Consider the following 22,603-nt stretch of genomic DNA (forward strand, 5'->3'; position numbering starts at 1 on the left):
ATCCTATCTCCACCGTTTAACAAAATTATTACTACTATTTGTATCATTTATAACTGGCTATAATTATAAGAATTGCTCTTAAAGTTTATTCCCATCTTTACTGCAACACTTGTTGCAGTAAAGATTAAGCAATTTCTATTGTACAAAATTTCCACATTCTAGTCTCTGCCGACGATTGAAAAATTAATATTGTAATACTCTTTTCTTTGTATTTAATCCTTCATAAATTCTTTTATTACATCACATACTTTTGTGATTTCTTCCTCTTTCAGATATGGATGCATTGGAAGTGAAAGAACTGTGTCACAAAGTTTATTTGTTATGATAAAATCTTCATCTCTATAGGTTAAATTAGCAAAAGCCTGTTGAAGGTGCATTGGTTTAATATAGTAAATCATACTTGGAATATCATTTTCTTTCAGCCTAGCCTGTAAACCGTCCCTTTGTTCTTTTGACTCAAGTTTGATAGTATATTGAGCAAAACTTGAATAGTAACCTTCTGGAATATAAGGTGTTTCTACAAAATTCCTCAATTTTTCACTATACAGTTGATATGCACTATTAACTCCATCAAGCTCATGCTCTATAAATGCTTTTAATTTCACTTGTAAGATAGCTGCCTGCATGGTATCTAATCTTGAATTGACACCAATTCTGACATTGTCATATTTATTTTCACCTTTTCCGTGCACTTTATAGGAGCGAAGCAGTTCAGCTGTCTCATCACAATTTGTAAAAATTGCACCGCCGTCTCCATAGCATCCTAAAGGCTTAGCTGGGAAAAAGGAAGTAGTCGCAGCTTCACCAAAGCTACATGCCATTTTACCATTGATATTTCCACCAAAACCTTGCGCCCCATCTTCTAATACAAGCAGATCATACTGTTTAGCAATCTTTTCTATTTCATCATAATTAGCTGGAAGACCAAATAAGTCAACAGGAATTACTACTTTAGGGTTTAAATTTCCCTCTTCTATTACTTTTTCTATTGATTGTTTCAGCGTAACAGGATCAATATTAAACGTTTTTTCATCAACATCGACAAATACTGGTGTTGCCCCATTAAATGATACTACTTCTCCTGTTGAGAAAAATGTAAAATCAGGTACGAAAACCGCATCCCCTTCTTTTACATCCCAAGCCATTAAGACCAATGATAATGCATCAGTCCCATTGGCACACGTAATACAATGTTTAACTCCTACATATTCAGCTAATTCTTTTTCAAGTTCATTTACTTCTTTTCCACCTATATATGCACCACTGTTCAGCACATTTTGAATAGCATCATCTATTGCTGATTTATACTGATTATATTGAGCCTTTAAATCACGAAACTCCATATTATACCTCTTTCTTTTTTATAAAATCCATTAAACAATTATTTAGTTCATAGAATCAATAATATTCTATACATCTATCTATGCTTGAAAGAATGATCAATTTTACTTATAAATGAAGTAAGAGAACTTCTCTTTATAGTAACTCAATATTCTCTCTATTCGTCACATCTTTCATTGCATTTTTCGTATCGAAAATAGCTTTTGCATGCTGTTGTACAAAAGAATAATCCACCATTGTATGATCAGCTGTTATCATAACCAAGTCTGCGCCTTCAATGAGTTCAACTGTTAATTGAGCTTCTCCCTTTTTAACTTTTCCATGCTCATTATACTCTGGTATAAAAGGATCAAAGAAAGCAACCTCTGCTCCTTCCTTTTCTAGCTCATCAATAACCCTAAGAGCTGCACTTTCCCTATAATCATCTATATCTTTTTTATAAGCTACACCTAAAACAAGGATTCTCGATCCATTCATAGCTTTCTTTTGCTTATTTAAGATTTTGCTTGCTCTCTCAACGCAATATTCAGGCATTCTATCATTTACCATCATAGAAGATTCAATCATGGAAGTATGAAAACCGTATTCACGTGCTTTCCAAGAAAGATAGTATGGATCAAGCGGAATACAATGACCGCCCAGTCCCGGTCCAGGGTAAAATGCTTGGAACCCGTAAGGCTTTGTTTTTGCAGCATCAACAACTTCCCATAAATTTATACCCATTTTATTACTTAGAATTGCAAGTTCATTTATAAGTCCAATATTAATATTTCTGTATATATTTTCTAATATCTTTTCCATCTCTGCTACTGCAGGTGAAGATACACGATGGATAGGTGCTTCTAAAATGCTCTCGTATAAGGCCGCTGCTACATCAGTACATTTCGATGTAATACCACCTACTACTTTAGGTGTATTTTTTGTTTTAAATGTTAAGTTACCAGGGTCTACACGTTCTGGTGAATAAGCTAAGAAGAAATCTTCTCCACATTTTAAGCCTGATTCTTCAAGTATTGGCTTTAGAAGCTCTTCAGTAGTTCCTGGATAAGTTGTAGACTCTAAAACTATTAACATATCCCTATGCATGTAAGGTACAATACTCTCTGCTGAAGCCTTCACATAGCTAATATCTGGTTGTTGATAGGCATCTAAAGGAGTAGGCACACATATACATACGCAGTCTGCTTGTCCTACTTTTGAAAAATCAGTAGTAGCTAATAAATGTCCTGAACCTACAAGAGATTCAAGATCTTCGTTAACTACATCACCAATATAGTTTTTTCCTTCATTAACCATTTTCACTTTAGATTCTTGAACATCAAATCCAATTGTTTTATATCCTGCTTTTGCTTTTTCAACAGCTAATGGTAAACCTACATAGCCTAACCCTATGACTCCTAGTGTTGCAGTTTTGTTTAATAATTTTTCCTTTAAAGCGCTAGTTAGAGTAACAGTATTCATAATTTTATTTTGCTCCTTTTAATATAGCGTTACATATATGCTCTGCAGATTTTCCATCACCAAATAGCATCGGTTGAGGATGCTGTAAACACTCTAATTCCCTTGTAACTGTATTTAAGATTTCATCCATATTAATTGCACTTAAAACATTCCATCCGTTTTCTAAGGTTTCTACCCACTCTGTTTGATCTCTAAGTGTAGTACATGGTGTTTTAAGAAAGTATGCTTCTTTTTGAAGGCCGCCTGAATCTGTAACAACCATATATGCGTTTGCTGTAAGATATAACATCATTAGATAGCCAACCGGATTAATAAGTGTTACATTATTCAGCTTAATATCTAGTTTTTCAATTAATTTTCCTGTTCTCGGATGTATTGGTAGGATTACTGGCTTGTCCATTTTTTCAAATGATGCAAAAATCTCAAATAACTTCTTATGGTCGTCAGTATTTTCTGCTCGATGGATTGTTGCAAGGTAATACTCTTTTTCTGTAAGACTAGGGATTTTTTCATTTTCTTTTCTTAACTCATCTAACCAAACACCATTTGAGTAACGACTTTGTGAAATTTCTATATTCCTAAGAACAACATCATACATTATATCTCCAGTATTTATTACCCCTTCTGTAATCCCCTCTTTTTTCAAGTTATTTACAGCTGTTTGAGTAGGACATAGTAATAAATTAGATACATGATCTGTCAACACTCTGTTCTGCTCTTCAGGCATAAGCTTATTATAACTGCGCAATCCAGCTTCCACATGAAAAACTGGGATGTGTAATTTACTAGCCGCCAGAGCACCAGCTAATGTAGAGTTTGTATCACCATAGACTAACATCCCATCTGGCTTCTCTTTTAATAATAGCTCTTCAATTTTTCTAGCATGCGACCAGTTTGTAGCCCGTGACTTCCTGACCCAACTTCCAAGTTATAATTTGGTTTTGGTATCCCAAGTTCATCAAAAAAAACATCCGACATATTTGTATCATAGTGTTGACCAGTATGAACTAAAATTTCATCATTTTCTTTTCTAAAAACTTCTGAAAATGGTGCAGCTTTAATGAATTGAGGACGAGCACCGATTATGGTTATAATTTTCATAATTCATCCATCCCTGTTTTCTATATTTTAACAATCTTCAATTATATCAATTAGCTTTTCTGTCAAAACTTTAAAATCATATTCCTTTGCCACTTGATTAGCATTTTTGCAATATGCGTCATATTCACTCTTTGTCATTTTAGAGAATTCAACAATTGCATTGGCAAATTGTTCTACATCCGCATTATCCAAAACCACTCCACATTTATGCTTTTTTATAAGGTCATATCCAAACTCACAATCTGATAATATAGGTTTACTACTAGCAAAGTATTCGAACATTTTATTCAAACTAGCACCATATCGTTTTATAGTGTTTTGTTCAAAGTGAAGTATATTTAAGTTGGACTTACTTAGGATGTATGGAATTTTATTTTTTTCTACAAAACCTTTAAATTTTATATTATTAAGATTTCGGTTATAACTATATTTTTCTAGTTCCTCTTTTTCTGTTCCATCTCCATAAATTAAGAATTTTATATTTTCATAGCCTTTTTTATCAATGAACTCTGCGACCTCAACAATTTTTTTCACGTTATTTGCTTTTCTTATTGAACCAGCGTATATAACTTTAAAACAATTTTCATTATTTAGATCTATGTCATGTAAAGTATTATTGTCTTTATTGTAGTTGAATTCATCCAAATCTACACCATTATTGATATGATAAACTTTGTTAACATTTATGGGACCTCCACTCTCTATATCCCATCCTTTTTCTTTTATATAGTCTTTACCACCTTCCATAGTGAAGATTATCTTATCTGCCCTTTTGTATATCCACTTCTCACCAGAATATAATATCTTTGTTAATAGACTATCTTTTTTAAGAGAATCGTAAGCTACTATTGTCTCCGGCCATAAATCCCTAATCTCACAAATACAAGGAATATTAAATTTCTTAGCAATTTTTATTCCAGCAACTAAAGTAAGTGGATGGACACTCGAAGCTAAAATGGCATCTGGTTTACCATTAATTTCAGCATATCTCTTTGCAACTGGATATAAATTTCTATAAAATGCTAGCATATTATTAATTCTTTTTTTTCCGTTCCCCATATATCCAGGTGTATTTACAAACACAAATGGTATATTCTCAACAGTCTCACAAATATATTTTTCATTATTTGTATTAATACTATCTTTTGAATTATGAATAGTAGATGCTGAAAAGATAGTTGGTTTATAACCATGTTTAATAAGATTTTTTGCAAACCAAAAATGTCTCCCTGCTTTATCCCTATACATATTTGTAGCATAATGATTCCATATCCAAATATTCTTCTTCATAACTTATATTCTCCTAACTGGAACACCAACATAAACTCCAGGTTCAGTAATATTCTTAATCACAACAGCACCAGCACCGAGCATACAACCATTGGTGATGATCACATTATTACTTATAATACTACCAATCCCTAACCAAGACCCCTGACCAACTTTAACAGTTCCAGCTAAATGAGCACCTGGCGAGATATGAACAAAATCCTCAATATAATTATCATGGTCTATCGTTGATCCGGTGTTAATAATGCAACCTTTGCCTATTTTAGTACTGCAGTTAATAACTGCTCCCGCCATTATTGCTGTTCCAATTCCTATTTCTACTTGTTTTCCTACAACAGCGTTAGGATGAATTAACACAGGAATATCTGCTCCTATATTATTAAGCATTTCATATATCTTTTGTCTCGTATCATTATTACCAATACCAACAAATATTTGATAGTCTTCTAAATAGTCATGAATCTGTTCTGTAGTTCCAATAACTTCAATACCGATTAACGACTTTATACTTTTATTATCATCAATAAATGCGATCTTCTCCCATTTATTCATTTTTAATGCAATATCAGCTATCACTTTCCCATGACCACTAGCACCTATTATTAAAAGTTTTTTTTTCATGCTTCCGTTCTTTCCTTTATAGTTCCTTTAAAAGGTTCTATTGTTGCCGCAGTTTCTGAATTAATCCCTTCTCTAATAAAAACCTTTTTAATAGTTGTAAAAATTATCTTCCAATCTCCTATGAAACTCACATTGTCCACATACTGAACATCAAGATAAAATTTCTCTTCCCAACTGATGGCATTTCTACCGCTAACCTGTGCCAAACCAGAGAGACCTGGCCTAACTTCATGACGCCTTTTTTGATGTTCATTATATAAAGGTAGATAGCCAGTCAACAGTGGTCTGGGACCAATAATTGACATATCACCTCTCAAAATATTAATTAATTCGGGAAGTTCATCAAGGGATGTTGAACGTAGAAATTTTCCAAATTTAGTTAATCTAACACTATCAGGAAGCAACTCTCCATTTGCATCGCTTTCATCTGTCATTGTTCTAAACTTATACATGATAAATAACTTTTCATTAAGTCCAGGTCTTTCCTGTTTAAAGAGCACAGGACTACCTAGTTTGGTCCTTACAAGTAAAGCAACTATTAGAATCACTGGACTAAGTAAGACAATCGCGATCAAAGATAGTACAAAATCCATAGGCCTTTTTAAATATTTCCTATAAAAACCACCATTTGAATTTATCATTTCCTCCACAATCCTTTAATAATCTCAACAACTTTTGTTAAATCTTCATCTGTCATTTTTGTGTCCGAAGGTAAACAAACACCATTTTCAAACAGTTTTTCAGATACATCCGTACCTACAAAATCATATTTTTCAAAGAATGGTTGCATATGCATGGGTTTCCATACTGGTCTAGATTCAATATTCTCTTTTTCAAGAACCTCAATAAGATCAATTGGTCTTACACTTCCACTTAGAGTCAATGAGCTTAACCAATAGTTAGGCTCGTCCCACTCATTACTAGGCATGAATTCAACACCTTCAAGCCCACCTAACTCTCTTTTATAGAACTCAAAAATATATCGTTTTTTTTCAACCCTTTGATCTAATACCTTAAGTTGGCCTCTCCCAATCCCAGCTACTACATTACTCATGCGATAATTAAAACCTAATTCACTATGCTGATAATGTCTTGCTTCATCTCTTGATTGAGTTGCCCAGAATCTTGCCTTAGCTATTCTTTCTTCATTATCAGAAACAAGCATACCACCACCAGAAGTGGTAATAATCTTATTGCCATTAAACGAGAAAATTCCATAGTCACCGAATGTACCAGTATGTCTCCCTTTATAATAAGTTCCTAAAGACTCAGCAGCATCTTCGATAACCGCAACATCATGTTTCCTACAAATCTCCAATAATCGATCCATATCTGCTGATAAGCCATATAAATGAACTACTATAACTGCCTTTACATCTGGATATCTTTCAAATGCCTGTTCCAAAGCTACCGGACTCATATTCCACGTTTCATAATCACTGTCTATAAAGACAGGAATAGCATGTTGATAAATGATTGGATTTGCTGTAGCAGAAAAAGTAAGCGTTGGACAAAAAACAATATCTCCTTCCCCAACCCCAGCTGCTTTGAGCGCTAAATGAATAGCAGCTGTGCCAGAAGAAAGTGCTGCGGCTGCTTTAGATCCGACCTTTTCAGCAAGTTCTCTTTCAAAACCATTTACATTTTCACCAAGGGGGGCAATCCAGTTTGTATCAAAGGCTTCCTTTACATATTGCATTTCATAACCTTCATCACTCATATGTGGTGAAGAAAGGAAAATTCTCTCTTTTACTTTTGTCGATTCCATCTTAAGACTTCCTTCCCTTAAGTTAAGTTTAGTAGATTAGGACTTAATTGGATCTTTCACTTTCATTGCCAACCAACTACTAACCTTCCAACTAACATTCTTCATATAAAATATTGCAATACAGTGCAATTCACAGCTTAATCAAGTTTCACGATTAGTAACGAAAGGAAAAAAAATTTATAAATTCTAGGATTAGAAGAAAGAGACCAACTTTTTCTACAGTCTCTTTCTCAACTTTTTTACTTCACAACTTCACTAAATCTTCTTGCTTATTCGCCAATCCCAATACGTATTTCCTAATGTACTCAATATCATAAGTATCGTAATTGTTTATTAAATTCGCTACTAGTGAGTAATCAAATGCCACTGTTTTCCCAATAAAAATCTTAGGAAACACCGCTTCACTATGAACCTCGTTCTCACTAAGCAACTCTTCAAACATCTTCTCCCCAGGGCGAATCCCAGCAAACTTTATTCCGATCTCTTCTTCTGTATAACCCGATAGTTTTATAAGATTCTTAGCCAAATCAACAATCTTTACAGGCTCACCCATGTCAAGCACAAAGATTTCCCCACCTTGAGCCAAAGCCCCGGCTTGCATTACAAGCCTTGAAGCTTCTGGAATCGTCATAAAGTATCTTGTCATATCAGGGTGAGTAACAGTTACAGGTCCACCAGCTTGAATTTGTTTCTTAAACAATGGAATAACACTTCCACGGCTTCCAAGGACATTCCCAAACCGAACTGCGACAAAATTTGTTTGACTATTCTTATTAAGCTCTTGGATCACCATTTCAGCAATACGCTTCGTTGAGCCCATCACATTTGTCGGATTTACTGCCTTATCTGTAGAAACTAAAACAAATGTTTTCACTCCAAATGTATCGGCAGCCTCTGCTACATTCTTTGTACCAAGCACATTATTCTTAACTGCTTCTCTTGGGTTATATTCCATTAAAGGAACATGCTTATGTGCTGCAGCATGGTAAATAACGTCCGGCTTATGTGCTTCTACAACATCAAATATTCTATGACGATCCTGTACATCAGCAATAATCGGAATGATCTCAAAATGATTTTGATATCGATTCCTTAGTTCCATATCAATCGTATAAATAGAATTTTCTCCGTGACCTAACAGCATGAGCTTTTTAGGGTTAAATCTACTAACCTGTCTACAAATCTCAGAACCTATTGAACCACCCGCACCTGTAACAAGAATTGTTTTATCTGTTAATTTATTCGAAATACTCTGAATATCTAATTCAACAGGGTCCCGTCCTAACAGGTCTTCTACTTGTACATCCCTGAATTGGTTCACAGACACTTTGCCAGTAATAATATCTTCAATCATTGGCATGATCTTTGTCTTTGCTTTTGTTTTACTACATTCCTGGTAGATTTTTTGAATTTCTGTTTTGCTAAGAGATGGAATAGCAATGATGATGTGATCGATATTTTCACTTTCTACAATTTCAGGGATTTTTTCTGTTTTTCCTAAAACTGTAACACCGTAAATTTGTAGTTTTTGTTTTGCAAGGTCATCATCTACGAAGGCAACAGGATGTAGTTCACTATCATTATTTTTTAATAATTGACGAACGAGCATTGTCCCTGCCGACCCAGCTCCAACAATAAGTGCATTTTTTCTTTCGACCTGTGATTTAATATAACGGTCACGGACCATTCTCCATGAAAATCGTGATCCACCAATCAAACACATATGCAACAACCATGTTATGAATAACACTCTCATGTAAATGTCGCCGTTGAGAATATATTGAACAACTGCGGCTACTGCAATTGAAAGAGTGATTGCCTTTAATATTGCAAGCAATTCACCAACACTAGCATACTGCCATGATTTATTGTATAAACGATAGATAAAAGCAAACATGTGATGACTAACAACCAGCGTAATTGAGCTGATAATCATCATTTTTAAGGAGTAAAAACTAATGTAAGGATCCAAAATAAAATACCCAATATAAATAGAGAATAAGACAATTAATGAATCTAAGCCTACTAGCAGTGATAATCTCTTAGAGTAGCTCATCATGACACCTTCTTTTCCACTGTTATTTCCAAAAATAAATATCTAATGAAAAAACACGCCCTCTTCAATTGTGCTCTTTTATTAGATATCTATCATTTTATATACATCTTTTAAAAATCCATAAGGTTCCTTTCATTATGAATTCTATGAATGGAACCTTATGTTAATAAAGTTTATTACGAGGAATAATAATTCACCCATATAGAAACACATCTATTTTAAGTGGTAAGTTCAAGAATTATTTTCCTCCATAGTAATAATAATATTGGCTATCTTGAACCTTCTTATTATTTAAGACCACACCAAGAATTTTTGCCTTTGCACTTTCTAAAAGTTCTTTTGCCTTCTTAGCTGCATCAATCTCTGTTTTTCCACTGCTAACCACCAGAACAACTCCATCCGCTAAGTTCGCTAACACCTGAGCATCTGTTACAGCCAATACAGGCGGAGTATCAAGAACGATCACATCATACTCATTTTTTGCGTGCTCTATTAACATTTGCATTCCTCTAGAACCTAAAAGTTCTGAAGGGTTTGGTGGAATTGGTCCACTTGGTAATACCCAAAGGTTTTCCTGCTCCGTTGTTGTGACTGCTTCCTCTAATGTAGACTGTCTTGTTAACACATTGGACAACCCAATGTGGTTTTCCTTACGGAACGTGTAATGCACTGTTGGTTTTCTTAAATCAGAATCAATTAAGAGAACTTTCTTTCCTTGTTGAGCGAAAACTACTGCAAGATTAGCTGTCGTAGTTGATTTACCTTCTGCTGGACCTGATGAAGTTACAATCATCGTTTGAAGTTCTTCATCGACATTCGAAAACTGGATATTTGTACGAATCGTACGAAATTGTTCAGCAATCGGTGATTTAGGTGTAGTCATTGAAATTAAGCTTCTATTTTGTAATTGAACTAACTTTTTTCGATCTTTACGAGCCAACAGACTCACCTCGCGTTCTTAGTGTTGCTGTAGTTGCTTGATCTTTTATCTCTTCGTCCATCGTAATGGTTGTTATAGCACCTAACACAGGTAATCCCAATTGATTTTCTATGTCTTGTTCCGTTTTTATTGTATTATCAAGATACTCGAGTAAAAAGGCTAATCCCACACCAACCATTAATCCAACTACTAGAGCAATTGCCATATTTAATACAGGCTGCGGCTTTATCGGAGATGGATTTTCACCTACTTGTGCTTGTGTTAAAATACTAACGTTATCCACGTTCATAATGTTGGAAATTTCCTCTTGAAAAGTCTTCGCAATAGAGTTTGCAATATCTGCAGCTTTCACAGGATTTCCATTTTGCACTGAGATATTGACTACTTGTGAGTTTTGTTCACTTGAAACTGTGACCAACCCATTTAACTCACTAGCAGTGATATCTAAATTTTCTTTTTCTATTACTTTATCTAATATAGCCGGACTTTTAATAATAACGTTATATGTGTTAATTAATTGTAGGTTAGTTTGGACTTCCCCTGCATTGTATACTTGTTGTTGATCATTTTTTGATTGATTGACAAGGATTTGTGTGGATGATTGATATATTGGTGTAAGTAGAAAATAACTAACAATACCGCTTGTTGCAGTTGCGATAGCTGTAATAATAATAATGAGTGAGAGACGTTTCTTTAATGTGAGAAACAGCTCTTTCAAGCTGATTGTTTCTTCCATAATTAACCTCCGATAATTTTAATCTATTAATTCGTTAACCCTAAATAAATAATTATAAAGAATAATTACTATGTTATCTACCATCTATATACATTTCGTTACAAAAACTGCAGTTTTTTTACAATCTTTTTGGCACTTCATTATTCTAGCATTTTTCTTACAGTTTTTTTACATGTTTTTTCTGGGAAATTTGCACCGAAATTATGCATGAGTTTCTCACTAATATATGATAAATAGAAATTACATGAATAAATTTTCCATTTATTTCGTTTTTTTTATAATCAGTAAAATGATTAGGTGTAATGCTATTATTTGTTTCAGTTTTGTGAGATGGAGAGGTAGAATAGTTAAGTTTTAGTTCTTTTTTCCTATTCATTTTAATCATCATCTATCGATATTAATAAAAAAGGGCAAAATAACAAAATAACGTTTATAACAATTCCAACTAACATTATTAAGAAGGGGTTTAGTTTATGCCGAATCATGCTTGGATTACACCGGAAGAAGCAGCAAGAATAAAAAAGAGAAACAAGGTAATCTTGTATGCATCTCTTCCCGTTGCAACTATCATTTTTACAGCTTTGTTGACAATGCTATTAAATTAATAGATGAAAATCCCACCACAGTTTTTGTTGGTGGGATTTTTTGTAGAATTCTGTCAAATTATATTTGTTTAGTTTCTAAATTCATTATTGGTATAATATGACTATACTTTACTAGACAAAGGCAAACCTTTCGAAAGAAAGGGACGCAAAGCTTCAGATCTAAGGTTTTAGATATAACCATGATGGCTGAGCTACCTAATGATTAGGGAGACGATCTACGTGAAGAAATTGAAATTCCTTTTATGTTTGTTAAGTAGACGCCACAAATACAGTTATTATTCTGATCGGTGTGTTCGTTGCGGTAAGAAAAAGAGAAGAGTTGCGTAGATTTTCACATAGAAACCCTACCATTGGACTTAAGAGACCAATATTCTCAGAAGTCTAGTTGTAGGGTTTTTCGTTTGTTTTATCTTGCTACTTTAGCTTCATAAGTAGAGTAACCCCGTTTATATTTCGCACCCACACTTTTTTGTCTACTCTTTTTGGTTCTAGCATTTCATCAATATGTATAAGATCAGAGCCGAGTAATGCTGTTAATTGGGTCAGATCAATTAGTTGATGTACTTTTTTCTCATCATGTTGAAAGATGACATTAATTCTACCTGGTGAATTTGAGACCATATTTATCCTCCTTCTATTTTCTTTTTATGTTTCACAGAAGGAGGTGATTTTAATCGATTTTTTTATATAAAAGGTTTCTAATGACAGTCTTTTCGGTTATACCCCTTCTACATATCTGCTGGTTTTTGTGCTTTTACATAAACGTAATTACCCTTGCGGTAGCAGCCCTGCCCCAACGAGACCTGCTTTTTGATCTAATTCTGCTGGTTTGATGACTAATGACCCCTTTAAGCTCGGGTACACATACTCTCTTGTTTTTTCAATCAATGGCTTTAAAATCAGATCCTTCGATTTCATGACTCCTCCACCGATGACAATTACTTCCGGATTCACCGTATGAACAATGTTTGCAAGACCGATGGCAAGATAGTTGATTGCTTCGTCAACAATTTCCTGTGCTTGTTGATTGCCTTGCTCTGCCAACTGAAATACTCCTTGGGCACCGTTTGTTATGTTTAGTCTTTCTTTTCCGATTCGACCGATGGCGGTTCCGGATGCGAGTCCTTCCAATGCCCCTTTGTTTAAGCCTGAGCCTTGGTAGGCATCAGGACTTGGATTCACGATCATGTTTCCGATTTCCCCACAATTCCCTTGTGCACCTGAGACAAGCTGGCCTCCTAAAACATAGCCTCCGCCAATTCCTGTGCTGACAGTGACAAAGAAGACACTGCTTGCGCCTTTGCCTGCTCCAAGTGTGGCTTCAGCAAGAGCAGCTGCGTTTGCATCGTTTTCCAGCTTGACTGGCAGACCTATTTTTTCCTCCAGCATGTCTACAATTGGGACGTTTACCCAGCCAGGGAGGTTTGGCGGCTCAATGATGATACCTGTGCTAGGAGATAAGGGACCGGGTGAGCCAATTCCAACTGCTTTGATATCACATTTGGACTTAAGTTCGTTGATAGCTTCTGCCATGTTGTTGATGGTGTATTCCGGACCTTTTTCCGCTTCTGTTGGACGGCTTTGTTGATTGATGATTTCTCCTTTTTCGTTGAACAAGCCGATTCGCAGGTTTGTCCCGCCTAAGTCAATGCCGATTGTGTACATGTTTTCACTCTCCTAAACTTTTACCATAGTTATAGTTTACCAAGTTGGAGCGAAAATGTAAGCGTATTTTTACTTTTGATTTTTAGGTTCTTCGTTAAATGAGAAGAGATCCTCGAAGTCAAGTTCATCATCATCTTCGTCTATTTCATAATTGTCGAATAAAATATTCTCGTCGTCCTCATCTTCCATTTGTTCCATAAAGTCATATAGTTTATCCAGCTCATCTTCTAATCCCTTTTCAAGATGCTTATAAGCTTTTGCTAGTGAGCCCTTACTTACTTCATACATTTCTGCAACATCTGCTTGTGTAAGGAAATTGAGAATTGGCAGCTTATGATCGATATAATAATGAAGTGCTGCCGCATAGTTTTTAAATTTTCGAATTGTTGGTCGTTCTTTTTTACAGAAGATATACCATAGAGTGACACCCAACTCTTGAATTTGCTCTGGAAGATCGAAATGTTCGATCTGTTGCTTATAAACCTGTGCAACTGCTTGATAGATGGGATTCTCCCAATCTAATTGATCTACATCAAGCCTCTCATCAAATCCTTCTGTCAACATGCTTACCATGATGCTAGCAAAGTTCACTCTCATAAATATGGAGGAATCTTTTACATCACTTGCATCATACATCGCTTGAAATTCATTTTTTAGTATTACTGCTTCATTCACTGGAAAGTCGAGATACGTTGTGTAATAGGAATAATAGGATCCATATGGAAGTAAAAATCCTACTAACCCGACACCTTCTTGTATCTCTGGGTCTTCTTCCTGAAGCTTGACGATTTTCTTTTCTTCTGTGAAGATGTCCTCTACTTCGATATGCAGATCTTCCATGACCTTAGTGACGACAGTATAGGATGCAGTAGCACCTATCCATTTTTCTAACTGCTCAAGGGTTGAGGCACGAATTTTATTTTCTTTCTTTTTCTTATTGATAAACTGCTCTACAATCGTTTGATCGGTATCGTCTAAAATGCTAAAGAGGGACCAGGTAGTAAAGAGGAATAAAACCAATTCTTCCTCCTCTTCATCAAGGTCAATTTCCTGAATAAATTCTTCATAACTATCTGCTAATAGTTCTTCATACTGAGTCAATGCATATGTGAGTAACTCACCTTGAAGCTCTGTTAATTCTCTGTCACAAATTCACGAATGGAGTGGAGGGAGACAACTGTATCGTTCATACAACATTTTTTGTGTTTTTTTCCACTGCCGCACGGACATGGATCGTTTCTGGAAATATCCATGCTTTCACCACTTTCTTGTCATTATCCTAATGCTCATTTATCTAATTGCAAGGGACGATCTCTATTCACAGAGGGGAGTGTGACGGTAATCGTCGTCCCTTCATTTTGATCACTTTTTATATCAAGAGTACCATTCATCATTTGGATGGTTCGAATAGCGACCATTGAACCGAGTCCAGTTCCTTTTTCTTTACTACTGTAATATGGTTCACCAAAACGGTTGATTTGCTCCTTGGTCATTCCTACACCGTTATCACTTATTTTAATCAGCATTTTTCCCTTGTCAGCCTGCATAAGAATGTTAAGCTCTCCACCGTTAGGCATTGCCTCTACTCCATTTTTCATCAAGTTTAAAAAGCATTGCTTAAAGTACTGAGAATTTCCACGAATTGTCGCTGGTTCAATTGATTCTGATATCTCAACTGAGCTCATGCTCGCTAATGGCTTGATCATCTCAATGATACTTCTTATTTCACGATCGACAAAGATGTCCTCAACTTTTTCTATTGCCGGCTTTGCAAAGGCTAAATAATCACTAATAATCGTCTCGGCACGATCAAGCTCACTGGTGACATGATGGAAATATTCATTCCTTACTCCCTGAGATAGGTTGGGGTCTTTTAACAAGTGGATAAATCCTTTTACAACGGTTAATGGATTTCTCACTTCATGTGATATACTCGCTGCAAGCTGACTAACAACCTCCATCTTTTCCAGCTTGATAATTTTTGTTTTTAAATGAATAGCATCACTTAATACTTCGATAATATAGACAGCAAAAAACATAATAAAGGGAGGAATCAAAATAAAATAAAAAACATATGCCTCCGTGACTCTAAAAAAGTCTGACATCAATAGGGCGACCGCTGTTGACATACCCCCAAGTAAAATAGAAAAAAGCGCAGCACTTCCTAATTTATACTTTCTATTAAACTTATTGAATTTTTTTGAAAAGAGGGCTGCTGCAATAAAAAGGAAAAGATAAATAACTAGCGTGATTAGATTAAAGCCATATATAGCAAATCTAGCCATTAATAAAATGAACAGAAGAGCTGCACCAACAGGCCATCCCCCATAAAGAATCCCAAGAAAAAAAGGGATTTGCCTTAAATCATGAATACAATAATCATCAATATAAATCGGAAACTTCATACACAAAATAATTGGCACACTAGCACATGCGGTAAGAAGCGTTTTTTTATATAATCTGAGCACATTCATATTTTCGTATAAAACAAAAAAGATAAGTAGACTAACTAGTATATAAAATAAATTATCTAGTACATGTTGATTGATATAAATAAAGTTCATTGTTTTGCTCCTATACAGGGACCGGCTCCACTTTTACCGTGTTCTCCCTATTACTTTGAAACTCCATCAGAATAAGTCCCCATTTGCTCCATAAGTTCAATCCCGGATTAACTAAAATGATAGCACATTGCTTTTCATCCGCATTTTATACCGCTATCTCTTATACTATTGCAGTTTAACTGATAATAGGGGGGAAGAAAAGAGTTGAAAGGAAGACTGCCCCCCTAAGAAATGATATGATAGATTTTATGTGAAAAAAGCCTCTTGAACGGAATCGACAGAAGGACCTATAATTCCCTTCCATATAGTTACAGACTTTTTTCGTCCTTTTGTCTAATCTAGTTATATAGAGTAAGAGAATGATGGAGGTCTTATTGATGAAGTTTGAAAGAATTATTCTAGTCCTACTAGTTATCCTAATACTAGTAGGATTTACATATGGAGGACATTCCTCAAGGTATGAGATTGCTGCTTCGATCAAAAATTATGGCGACGGGTGGAAAGTTGTTGAGGATGATCGACATGCTCCTCTGAATATTGAGAAAGTCGTCACTGAACAAACGAGAGTTCTGATTTATTATAAAAGCTGTACTGAGAAGATTCACTCCTTTATTGTTACTCCAGATGAAACGATGATTGCTAGTGGATATCGAGTAGGAGTGTCTGCTGCAAATGGAGTTGCTTCTATTTATATATATGATAAAGAAGGAAATCCAATAAACCCGCATGATTATGTTTCTGAAAAGGGAAATATTTGGGTTTATGGTGTGTTTAGTTTGAATTGAGGATTTTAAATAACAGTGTTCTTCTTCACCAAAAGGCAGTCCCCTTCTCGGAGACTGCCTTTCCCCTTATCCTTTCACAGATCCGGCCAATAACCCTTTTACAAAATACTTCCCTAATAGAATATAAACTAATAATGTAGGCAATGCCGCTAATAGTGCCCAACCATCTGCAAATTCCAATGGACAATCTGACTTCCAGAGATATTTCGCAACGTCACCATACTCAGCTGTTGATCGGACATGACAGCCTGCACCCCCATAAGTAAGCGTTTTCTAAAATTGTAGTCTAAAAAGGACTAATTTACTATAATGATCTATACTATTTTATAAAGACGTACCTACGGTAAGATATGTCCCGACTTTTTGACAAAATTCTACTCGAATGAAGCGAAAAACCCTTTATTATGTTGAAAAGGACTAGAAATCATTGAATATTATCAGTTAAAACCTTATAATAATTTGTGAAAATAGTACTATACAATCGTTTCACTAATAATACTGGTGTGTTGAACAATTTGCTGTATGTGGGCGCCTGGCAAATTGGGAGCAAGTGGCGCAACCGTCCAATCTATTTGGACGGATTTTTTAGTATGGAAAACAGATTTGTTAAAAATAAATAAGGAAGTAGAATGTGAATGAAAAAATTCCATATAGTATTCTTTTGCTTATTAGTCATGACTTTGACAGGATGTGCATTTAAAAAGAGTGAACCGGAAATTACTGCTGTTTCTCCAAAAATGGAAATACCCCAAAAAGAAAAAGAAGCAAAACCAGCTATCACACAGATAGCTACAACAGAAAAAAAAATGGCATTAACATTTAATGGACTTTCAGACAAAGAAACGATGCTTAACTTATTGGAAGAATTAGATCGGCTAGGTATTAAATCTACCTTTTTTCTACAAGGGATGAGGGTAGCTGAAGACCCGGAATTAGCAAAGGAAATTTTGGCAAGAGGCCATACCATTCAGAATAATACATTGAACCATGTGTTACCTAACAAGTTAAATTATGAAGAAGCATATGTTGAAGTAGCATTAGCCAACAAAATTTTTCAAGAACATCTAAACATTCAACCATCATACATCCGCAGCCGTTCTGGTGATTCTTCTCAGTCTCTGGAAGAAGCTGCAGCACAGCTGGATATGCAGGTAATTTCCAACACGATTAATCCCCAAGATAGCAAAATGCAAAGTGCAGAAGATATTGCAGCATATATTAAACAATTTTCAAACCGTGGAGCTATTATTCAGCTTAACACATACATTAACCCAGAAGTAATACGGGCTATTAAACTCATTTACAATGATGCAGTTGCTTCAGGGTATACTCTTACAACATTTGAAGAAGTTGAAAAAGGTAATTATCTAACTGAAGAAAAACCAAGTACAAATCATCTTGCTGTAAATCCTGATTATGAAGAAAGTAAACCTACTATTATTCACAAATTTTCTACAAAAGACAAAGAAATCGCTCTAACGTTTGATGATTGGGCTAGTGATGAAGGGATTTCTAAAGTTTTGGACATATTAGATACCTATCATATTAAATCAACGTTCTTTTTGATAGGAACGGGAGTCGAGAAAAATCCTCAATTGGCTAAGCTTATTGTCGAGCGTGGACACGAAGTGGCTAGTCACTCGTATAGCCATAAGGTAGTTACAGAAATGGACCCGTTAGATCTTCAAGAAGATATTGTTAAAAATGATCAAGTCCTATCATATGCCTTACAAGAGAAGCCTGTAAATTATTTTAGACCCACTCAAGGTATTCTTGATACTAAATCAGCGAAGGCTATTACAGCGACAGGGATTGACTATATTATCCAATATGATGTTACATCGCTGGACTGGGACATGTCCCGTTCTGATCAAGAGATTTTTAATCGTGTAGTTGATCGAGTCGAGCCAGGGAGTATTATTACCATGCACATATTAGATAAATCACACACAGTGACGGTATTGCCAAGCATTATCGAAAATCTGCAACAAAAGGGCTACACTTTTAGAACAATATCAGAAATGATCACTAAAAATATTGAAGGAGGCAGCTAGTATCTTAGCTAAGTTCCTATGTCTACTCATGAAATTATAACAAACCCAAAAAAAGACCGAAGAATATTATCCAATATTCCTGATCCACAAAAGATTAGAAAAAACATTGACAGAAGGGGAATTCATGAAACACTAGAGGAAGCTGCTGATCCTAACAAAGTATATAAAGCGCGGCTAGAAGGTCAGCGATATATTGCATCATTTCCTGTAAGTTTACGGATGCCATCCATAAAAAAGCAAACTGGATCATGCATCGATATCTCTAATACAGGAATACTGATTCAACTATCTAGCGAATCTATTAAATTTGAACCAAACCAAATTGTTAAACTATCTTTCTCCATCCCAGAGGGGGCAATGCCTGAAGGATTCGAATCTAAAGTTACTATGCGTTCCAAGGTTGTTCGTCAATTTACTGAAATATTCGAAGAGGAAGAACAATATTTATGTGCACTCCAATTTGAACAATCCATTGAAAGTTATTTAAAAAGACGGCATTGGGGACTCTCAATTTTTGCATCAAGTTTGTTTTTACTATTCATTACGCTGCTTGTTTTATTAATGAGAGCTGAGAGTATTATTTATTTTAAGTTTAATAAATTCCTATATTTTTATAGTTTGTTAGCCGCTGCCTTTTTGCTTAGTCGGTATGTCTTTGGACTACTCTATCGAAATACACCTGTGAACTTGAATTATCAACCAGGTGTATCGATTATCATTCCTGTTTTTAATGAAGAAGAGTGGATCCAGCGTACTATTCTAAGTTGCATCGATCAAACTTACCCGGTAGATAAACTAGAGGTCATTGTTGTTGACGACTGTTCAACAGATCATACCGCATCAAAAGTAAGAGAAATCATCGAAAAAATCAACTCTGAAGGTGAACGCTTTATGACAAAAGAGCGGATTTCCTTTCATATATTACCTCAGAACGCGGGTAAGCGTGAGGCGTTGGTTGTTGGCGTGAATAAAGCCAAGCATGATTTGGTTGTGTTTGTCGATTCTGATAGTTTTCTTGAGCCAAATGCGATTCTAAATATTGTTCAACCATTCCAAGATCCGAAAATGGGCGGTGTAGCAGGGCGAACAGAAGTCGAGAACAAATTTACGAACATGATAACGAAGTTGCAAACTGTACGATATTATATTGCTTTTCGTATTATGAAGGCTGCTGAATCAACGTTTGATTGTGTGACTTGTCTATCTGGCCCACTTTCATGTTATCGAAAAAGCTTAGTACTAGAAAATGCGGATGCTTGGCTTAAACAACGTTTCTTAGGACATCCTGCAACTTTTGGCGATGATCGAAGTATGACAAACTATATTCTAAAAACACATCGAACTGGTTATCAAGATCAAGCCGTTTGTTCCACTATTGTTCCATCAGATTTTAACGTATTTTTAAAACAACAAATGCGTTGGAAACGTTCATGGCTAAGAGAATCATTACGAGCCCTGACATTTATATTTAAAAAAGAACCGTTTATGATGGTCTTTTTTCTTATTGGACTTGTTGTACCAATTGCAGCTCCAATTGTTGTAATCTATAACCTGCTTTATGTCCCTTTAGTACATGGAATCTTCCCAACAACTTTTATAGTAGGACTATTATTAATGGCCTTTATGATGAGTTTTGCTCATTTACTATTCCGGAAAAGCAAATTATGGTTTTTTGGTGTTATTTTTGTGTTATTTTACGAGTTTATTCTATTATGGCAAATGCCTGTCGCATGGTTTACGTTTTGGAAATCGACTTGGGGGACGCGTGAAACACCTCAAGACGTATTAGAAAAAGAGAAAAAACAAAACCGTGTACTCAAGAAAAAAGGTAAGTTAAAGGAGGGGGGGTAATTGTCATTTAATCAAAGTGTATTTAACTACAAGCTAAAAAATAGAAAAAAGTATATAAAAGTGATTTTTCAACTAGCAATACTTGTTTTATTGATAGGTATTATTATAAGAGCCGTGTTTATTACAGATGAATATAAACCCCTTTCTGCCAAAGAAATGATTAATTCTGATGGATTTATTGCCCTGTCCTACTTTGGTGTTGATCGCAGCGGCACAGCAAAATATATCTCGAAGGGAGAATTAGAGAAGCAATTATCTGTCCTAAAAAAACAAGGGTTTGAAACCATTTCTCAGAAACAAATTATTGATTTCTACCAACAAGGAACACCATTACCTGAAAAAGCTTTATTTTTATCATTCGAAGATGGAAGAAATGATTCAAGCATCTTTTCACAAAAGGCATTGGAAACGCTAAATTATAAAGCAACGATGTTTACTTATGCTGATAAAATGGATACAAAAGATACAAAGTTTCTAAAACCAAAACATTTACAAGAAATGATAGAAAGTGGTTTTTGGGAACTAGGATCCAACGGCTATAGGCTTACTTATATCAATATCTTCAACGGAGATGGAGAATATTTAGGTGAGATAGAGGAAAATAATGTTCCTGATAAAACTTCAATTGAATATTATAATCACTATTTAATGGATTACTTACGTGATGAATACATGATTCCAAAGGAAACTCGCCCAGAGATGGAAGAGCGTATTACAAAAGATTATCAATTCATGCATGCCATTTATGAAGATCGTTTTTCGAGTATGCCAAAAGCATATGCAATTATGCATGCCAACTCTTTATACAATAATATGCACCCAGCTGTAGAGGCAGCAAACAACAAGATGATTAAAGAATATTTTTCCCTTCACTTTAATCGTGATGTTTATGCTTACAATTCTTCAACAGAGAATATCTACAACTTAAATAGATTGCAGGTAGCGCCAAACTGGCCCGTGAATCACCTGTTAATGAAAATCCAACATGATTCGAAATGGACATTAGATTTTGAAAATGGTGATAAAAAAATTGCTGATAATTGGAAAATCAGTAATGGTGTTGGTGAGTTTGATCAACATAAAATCATTTTAACAACTGAACCTAGTAAAGAAGTGACCGCAACATTAACCAAAAAACTACCCTCTAAATTCACTGCCAGCTTTGATTTAAAAGGGAATGTCATGGGAGCACAGTCATTCACTATCCAAAGCAGTGATGGTCAAAATCAGCTTAAAATGATGCTAGAGAAAAATGTACTCAATGTATACAAAGTAACAGATCAAAAAGATGAATCAGAGCTTTTGTTTAAGCAGAAACTAGATGAAATAAATTGGAGCGGGGAAGATTATGCTTTTAACAAGGCAACACAGTATGACTTTATGACAACACAACAAGGATCACGAATTGATGAAGATGAATATCCAAATACATTAAAAAATGATCGTCATATCGATCTTGTTCTAGCTGATAATAGATTGAAGATCAAGGTTGATAATAAAAGGATTGCAGAGGTAGAAATGCCTTTTTCATCATCTTCTTATCAGTTACTGCTTGGAGGTTCAATGATTACGAAACAAAATTCACATGAGCAAGATACCGATTCCATTTACGATTCTATTATCGAAAATGTGATCATTCAGTCACAGGATAAGACATTATATTCGGTAGATGAATCAAAAAGTGAAACGTTCCTCCGATCTGTATCTCAGACTAGTTCAGACATTATTGACTTTTTTATAGAATCTTTTTAATAGGGTGACACTA

19 protein-coding genes, 2 pseudogenes and 2 riboswitches are annotated in these 22,603 nt (G+C 35.1%); of the genes and pseudogenes, 5 read left to right on the forward strand and 16 right to left on the reverse strand.

The window, feature by feature from the left end; all coding sequences use genetic code 11:
• Positions 1-212: 212 nt before the first annotated feature.
• From BK577_RS04995 to BK577_RS05040, 10 genes and pseudogenes are all read right to left on the reverse strand, one after another.
• A complete protein-coding gene (locus BK577_RS04995; RefSeq protein ID WP_078431934.1) occupies positions 213-1,343 on the reverse strand; it encodes a DegT/DnrJ/EryC1/StrS family aminotransferase in 1,131 nt (376 codons plus the stop codon).
• Between the two features lie 133 nt (positions 1,344-1,476).
• The gene (locus BK577_RS05000) at positions 1,477-2,802 is read right to left on the reverse strand and encodes a nucleotide sugar dehydrogenase (protein WP_078431935.1); all 1,326 of its coding nucleotides are present in this window, start codon (positions 2,800-2,802) and stop codon (positions 1,477-1,479) included.
• Positions 2,803-2,806: 4 nt separating this feature from the next.
• A pseudogene (wecB, locus tag BK577_RS05005) lies at positions 2,807-3,903 on the reverse strand (non-hydrolyzing UDP-N-acetylglucosamine 2-epimerase).
• Between the two features lie 27 nt (positions 3,904-3,930).
• Positions 3,931-5,193, reverse strand: a complete 1,263-nt coding sequence (locus BK577_RS05010; protein ID WP_078431936.1) for a glycosyltransferase family 4 protein — start codon at positions 5,191-5,193, stop codon at positions 3,931-3,933.
• A gap of 3 nt (positions 5,194-5,196) precedes the next feature.
• Positions 5,197-5,814 (reverse strand): acetyltransferase, encoded by a 618-nt coding sequence (locus BK577_RS05015; RefSeq protein WP_078431937.1) that lies wholly within the window; start codon positions 5,812-5,814, stop codon positions 5,197-5,199.
• A complete protein-coding gene (locus tag BK577_RS05020) occupies positions 5,811-6,455 on the reverse strand; it encodes a sugar transferase (RefSeq protein ID WP_078431938.1) in 645 nt (214 codons plus the stop codon). Before BK577_RS05020 ends, BK577_RS05015 begins: the two co-directional genes overlap by 4 nt.
• On the reverse strand, positions 6,452-7,582 hold the full coding sequence (locus BK577_RS05025; protein ID WP_078431939.1) for a DegT/DnrJ/EryC1/StrS family aminotransferase: 1,131 nt from the start codon (positions 7,580-7,582) through the stop codon (positions 6,452-6,454). Before BK577_RS05025 ends, BK577_RS05020 begins: the two co-directional genes overlap by 4 nt.
• 244 nt (positions 7,583-7,826) lie before the next feature.
• Positions 7,827-9,638: a polysaccharide biosynthesis protein gene (locus BK577_RS05030; RefSeq protein WP_078431940.1), complete on the reverse strand. Its 1,812-nt coding sequence runs from the start codon at positions 9,636-9,638 to the stop codon at positions 7,827-7,829.
• A 238-nt stretch (positions 9,639-9,876) separates the two neighbouring features.
• Positions 9,877-10,521, reverse strand: a complete 645-nt coding sequence (locus BK577_RS05035; protein WP_078433465.1) for a CpsD/CapB family tyrosine-protein kinase — start codon at positions 10,519-10,521, stop codon at positions 9,877-9,879.
• Positions 10,522-10,567: 46 nt separating this feature from the next.
• Positions 10,568-11,314 (reverse strand): YveK family protein, encoded by a 747-nt coding sequence (locus tag BK577_RS05040; protein WP_078431941.1) that lies wholly within the window; start codon positions 11,312-11,314, stop codon positions 10,568-10,570.
• A 473-nt stretch (positions 11,315-11,787) separates the two neighbouring features.
• Here BK577_RS05040 and BK577_RS26580 point away from each other — a divergent pair, with 473 nt between their 5' ends.
• On the forward strand, positions 11,788-11,919 hold the full coding sequence (locus tag BK577_RS26580) for a hypothetical protein (protein ID WP_281252546.1): 132 nt from the start codon (positions 11,788-11,790) through the stop codon (positions 11,917-11,919).
• A gap of 110 nt (positions 11,920-12,029) precedes the next feature.
• Positions 12,030-12,118: riboswitch (cyclic di-GMP riboswitch) on the forward strand.
• Positions 12,119-12,333: 215 nt separating this feature from the next.
• Here the strand turns inward: BK577_RS26580 and BK577_RS05045 are convergent.
• From BK577_RS05045 to BK577_RS05065, 5 genes are all read right to left on the reverse strand, one after another.
• Positions 12,334-12,540: a hypothetical protein gene (locus BK577_RS05045; protein WP_078431942.1), complete on the reverse strand. Its 207-nt coding sequence runs from the start codon at positions 12,538-12,540 to the stop codon at positions 12,334-12,336.
• Positions 12,541-12,687: 147 nt separating this feature from the next.
• Complete coding sequence (locus BK577_RS05050) at positions 12,688-13,584, reverse strand: ROK family protein (protein ID WP_078431943.1); 897 nt, start codon at positions 13,582-13,584, stop codon at positions 12,688-12,690.
• Positions 13,585-13,653: 69 nt separating this feature from the next.
• On the reverse strand, positions 13,654-14,685 hold the full coding sequence (locus BK577_RS05055) for a hypothetical protein (protein WP_078431944.1): 1,032 nt from the start codon (positions 14,683-14,685) through the stop codon (positions 13,654-13,656).
• Between the two features lie 32 nt (positions 14,686-14,717).
• The gene (locus BK577_RS26790) at positions 14,718-14,837 is read right to left on the reverse strand and encodes an SEC-C metal-binding domain-containing protein (RefSeq protein WP_245823432.1); all 120 of its coding nucleotides are present in this window, start codon (positions 14,835-14,837) and stop codon (positions 14,718-14,720) included.
• A 33-nt stretch (positions 14,838-14,870) separates the two neighbouring features.
• Positions 14,871-16,148: a sensor histidine kinase gene (locus BK577_RS05065; RefSeq protein WP_078431945.1), complete on the reverse strand. Its 1,278-nt coding sequence runs from the start codon at positions 16,146-16,148 to the stop codon at positions 14,871-14,873.
• Between the two features lie 377 nt (positions 16,149-16,525).
• Between BK577_RS05065 and BK577_RS05070 the strand changes: the two genes are divergently transcribed.
• On the forward strand, positions 16,526-16,933 hold the full coding sequence (locus BK577_RS05070; protein ID WP_078431946.1) for a hypothetical protein: 408 nt from the start codon (positions 16,526-16,528) through the stop codon (positions 16,931-16,933).
• A 66-nt stretch (positions 16,934-16,999) separates the two neighbouring features.
• Here the strand turns inward: BK577_RS05070 and BK577_RS05075 are convergent.
• Positions 17,000-17,172 (reverse strand): annotated as a pseudogene (locus BK577_RS05075) (carbohydrate ABC transporter permease); the annotation flags it as partial.
• Positions 17,173-17,424: 252 nt separating this feature from the next.
• Positions 17,425-17,507, forward strand: a riboswitch (cyclic di-GMP riboswitch).
• A 61-nt stretch (positions 17,508-17,568) separates the two neighbouring features.
• Here BK577_RS05075 and BK577_RS05080 point away from each other — a divergent pair.
• The 3 genes from BK577_RS05080 to BK577_RS05090 are packed head-to-tail and all read left to right on the forward strand — an operon-like array spanning position 17,569 to position 22,590.
• Entirely contained in the window at positions 17,569-18,987 is a 1,419-nt protein-coding gene (locus tag BK577_RS05080) for a polysaccharide deacetylase family protein (RefSeq protein ID WP_245823433.1), read from the forward strand.
• Between the two features lie 18 nt (positions 18,988-19,005).
• On the forward strand, positions 19,006-20,838 hold the full coding sequence (locus tag BK577_RS05085) for a glycosyltransferase (RefSeq protein ID WP_078431947.1): 1,833 nt from the start codon (positions 19,006-19,008) through the stop codon (positions 20,836-20,838).
• Positions 20,839-22,590 carry a polysaccharide deacetylase family protein gene (locus tag BK577_RS05090; protein WP_078431948.1) on the forward strand — a complete coding sequence of 584 codons (1,752 nt, stop codon included), beginning with the start codon at positions 20,839-20,841 and terminating at the stop codon, positions 22,588-22,590.
• The last annotated feature ends 13 nt before the right edge of the window (positions 22,591-22,603 follow it).

The organism is Metabacillus halosaccharovorans (assembly GCF_002019635.1).
GTDB lineage: Bacteria > Bacillota > Bacilli > Bacillales > Bacillaceae > Metabacillus > Metabacillus halosaccharovorans.

What these genes read in the sequence shown, in the direction of transcription:
- BK577_RS05065 (WP_078431945.1), bottom strand. Translation starts at nt 16,148, where the DNA reads ATGAACTTTATTTATATCAATCAACATGTACTAGATAATTTATTTTAT.
- BK577_RS05035 (WP_078433465.1), bottom strand. Translation starts at nt 10,521, where the DNA reads ATGACTACACCTAAATCACCGATTGCTGAACAATTTCGTACGATTCGT.
- BK577_RS04995 (WP_078431934.1), bottom strand. Translation starts at nt 1,343, where the DNA reads ATGGAGTTTCGTGATTTAAAGGCTCAATATAATCAGTATAAATCAGCA.
- BK577_RS05045 (WP_078431942.1), bottom strand. Translation starts at nt 12,540, where the DNA reads ATGGTCTCAAATTCACCAGGTAGAATTAATGTCATCTTTCAACATGAT.
- BK577_RS05050 (WP_078431943.1), bottom strand. Translation starts at nt 13,584, where the DNA reads ATGTACACAATCGGCATTGACTTAGGCGGGACAAACCTGCGAATCGGC.
- BK577_RS26790 (WP_245823432.1), bottom strand. Translation starts at nt 14,837, where the DNA reads ATGGATATTTCCAGAAACGATCCATGTCCGTGCGGCAGTGGAAAAAAA.
- BK577_RS05010 (WP_078431936.1), bottom strand. Translation starts at nt 5,193, where the DNA reads ATGAAGAAGAATATTTGGATATGGAATCATTATGCTACAAATATGTAT.
- BK577_RS05080 (WP_245823433.1), top strand. Translation starts at nt 17,569, where the DNA reads ATGAAAAAATTCCATATAGTATTCTTTTGCTTATTAGTCATGACTTTG.
- BK577_RS05025 (WP_078431939.1), bottom strand. Translation starts at nt 7,582, where the DNA reads ATGGAATCGACAAAAGTAAAAGAGAGAATTTTCCTTTCTTCACCACAT.
- BK577_RS05085 (WP_078431947.1), top strand. Translation starts at nt 19,006, where the DNA reads ATGTCTACTCATGAAATTATAACAAACCCAAAAAAAGACCGAAGAATA.
- BK577_RS05040 (WP_078431941.1), bottom strand. Translation starts at nt 11,314, where the DNA reads ATGGAAGAAACAATCAGCTTGAAAGAGCTGTTTCTCACATTAAAGAAA.
- BK577_RS05015 (WP_078431937.1), bottom strand. Translation starts at nt 5,814, where the DNA reads ATGAAAAAAAAACTTTTAATAATAGGTGCTAGTGGTCATGGGAAAGTG.
- BK577_RS05070 (WP_078431946.1), top strand. Translation starts at nt 16,526, where the DNA reads ATGAAGTTTGAAAGAATTATTCTAGTCCTACTAGTTATCCTAATACTA.
- BK577_RS05000 (WP_078431935.1), bottom strand. Translation starts at nt 2,802, where the DNA reads ATGAATACTGTTACTCTAACTAGCGCTTTAAAGGAAAAATTATTAAAC.
- BK577_RS05030 (WP_078431940.1), bottom strand. Translation starts at nt 9,638, where the DNA reads ATGAGCTACTCTAAGAGATTATCACTGCTAGTAGGCTTAGATTCATTA.
- BK577_RS26580 (WP_281252546.1), top strand. Translation starts at nt 11,788, where the DNA reads ATGCCGAATCATGCTTGGATTACACCGGAAGAAGCAGCAAGAATAAAA.
- BK577_RS05020 (WP_078431938.1), bottom strand. Translation starts at nt 6,455, where the DNA reads ATGATAAATTCAAATGGTGGTTTTTATAGGAAATATTTAAAAAGGCCT.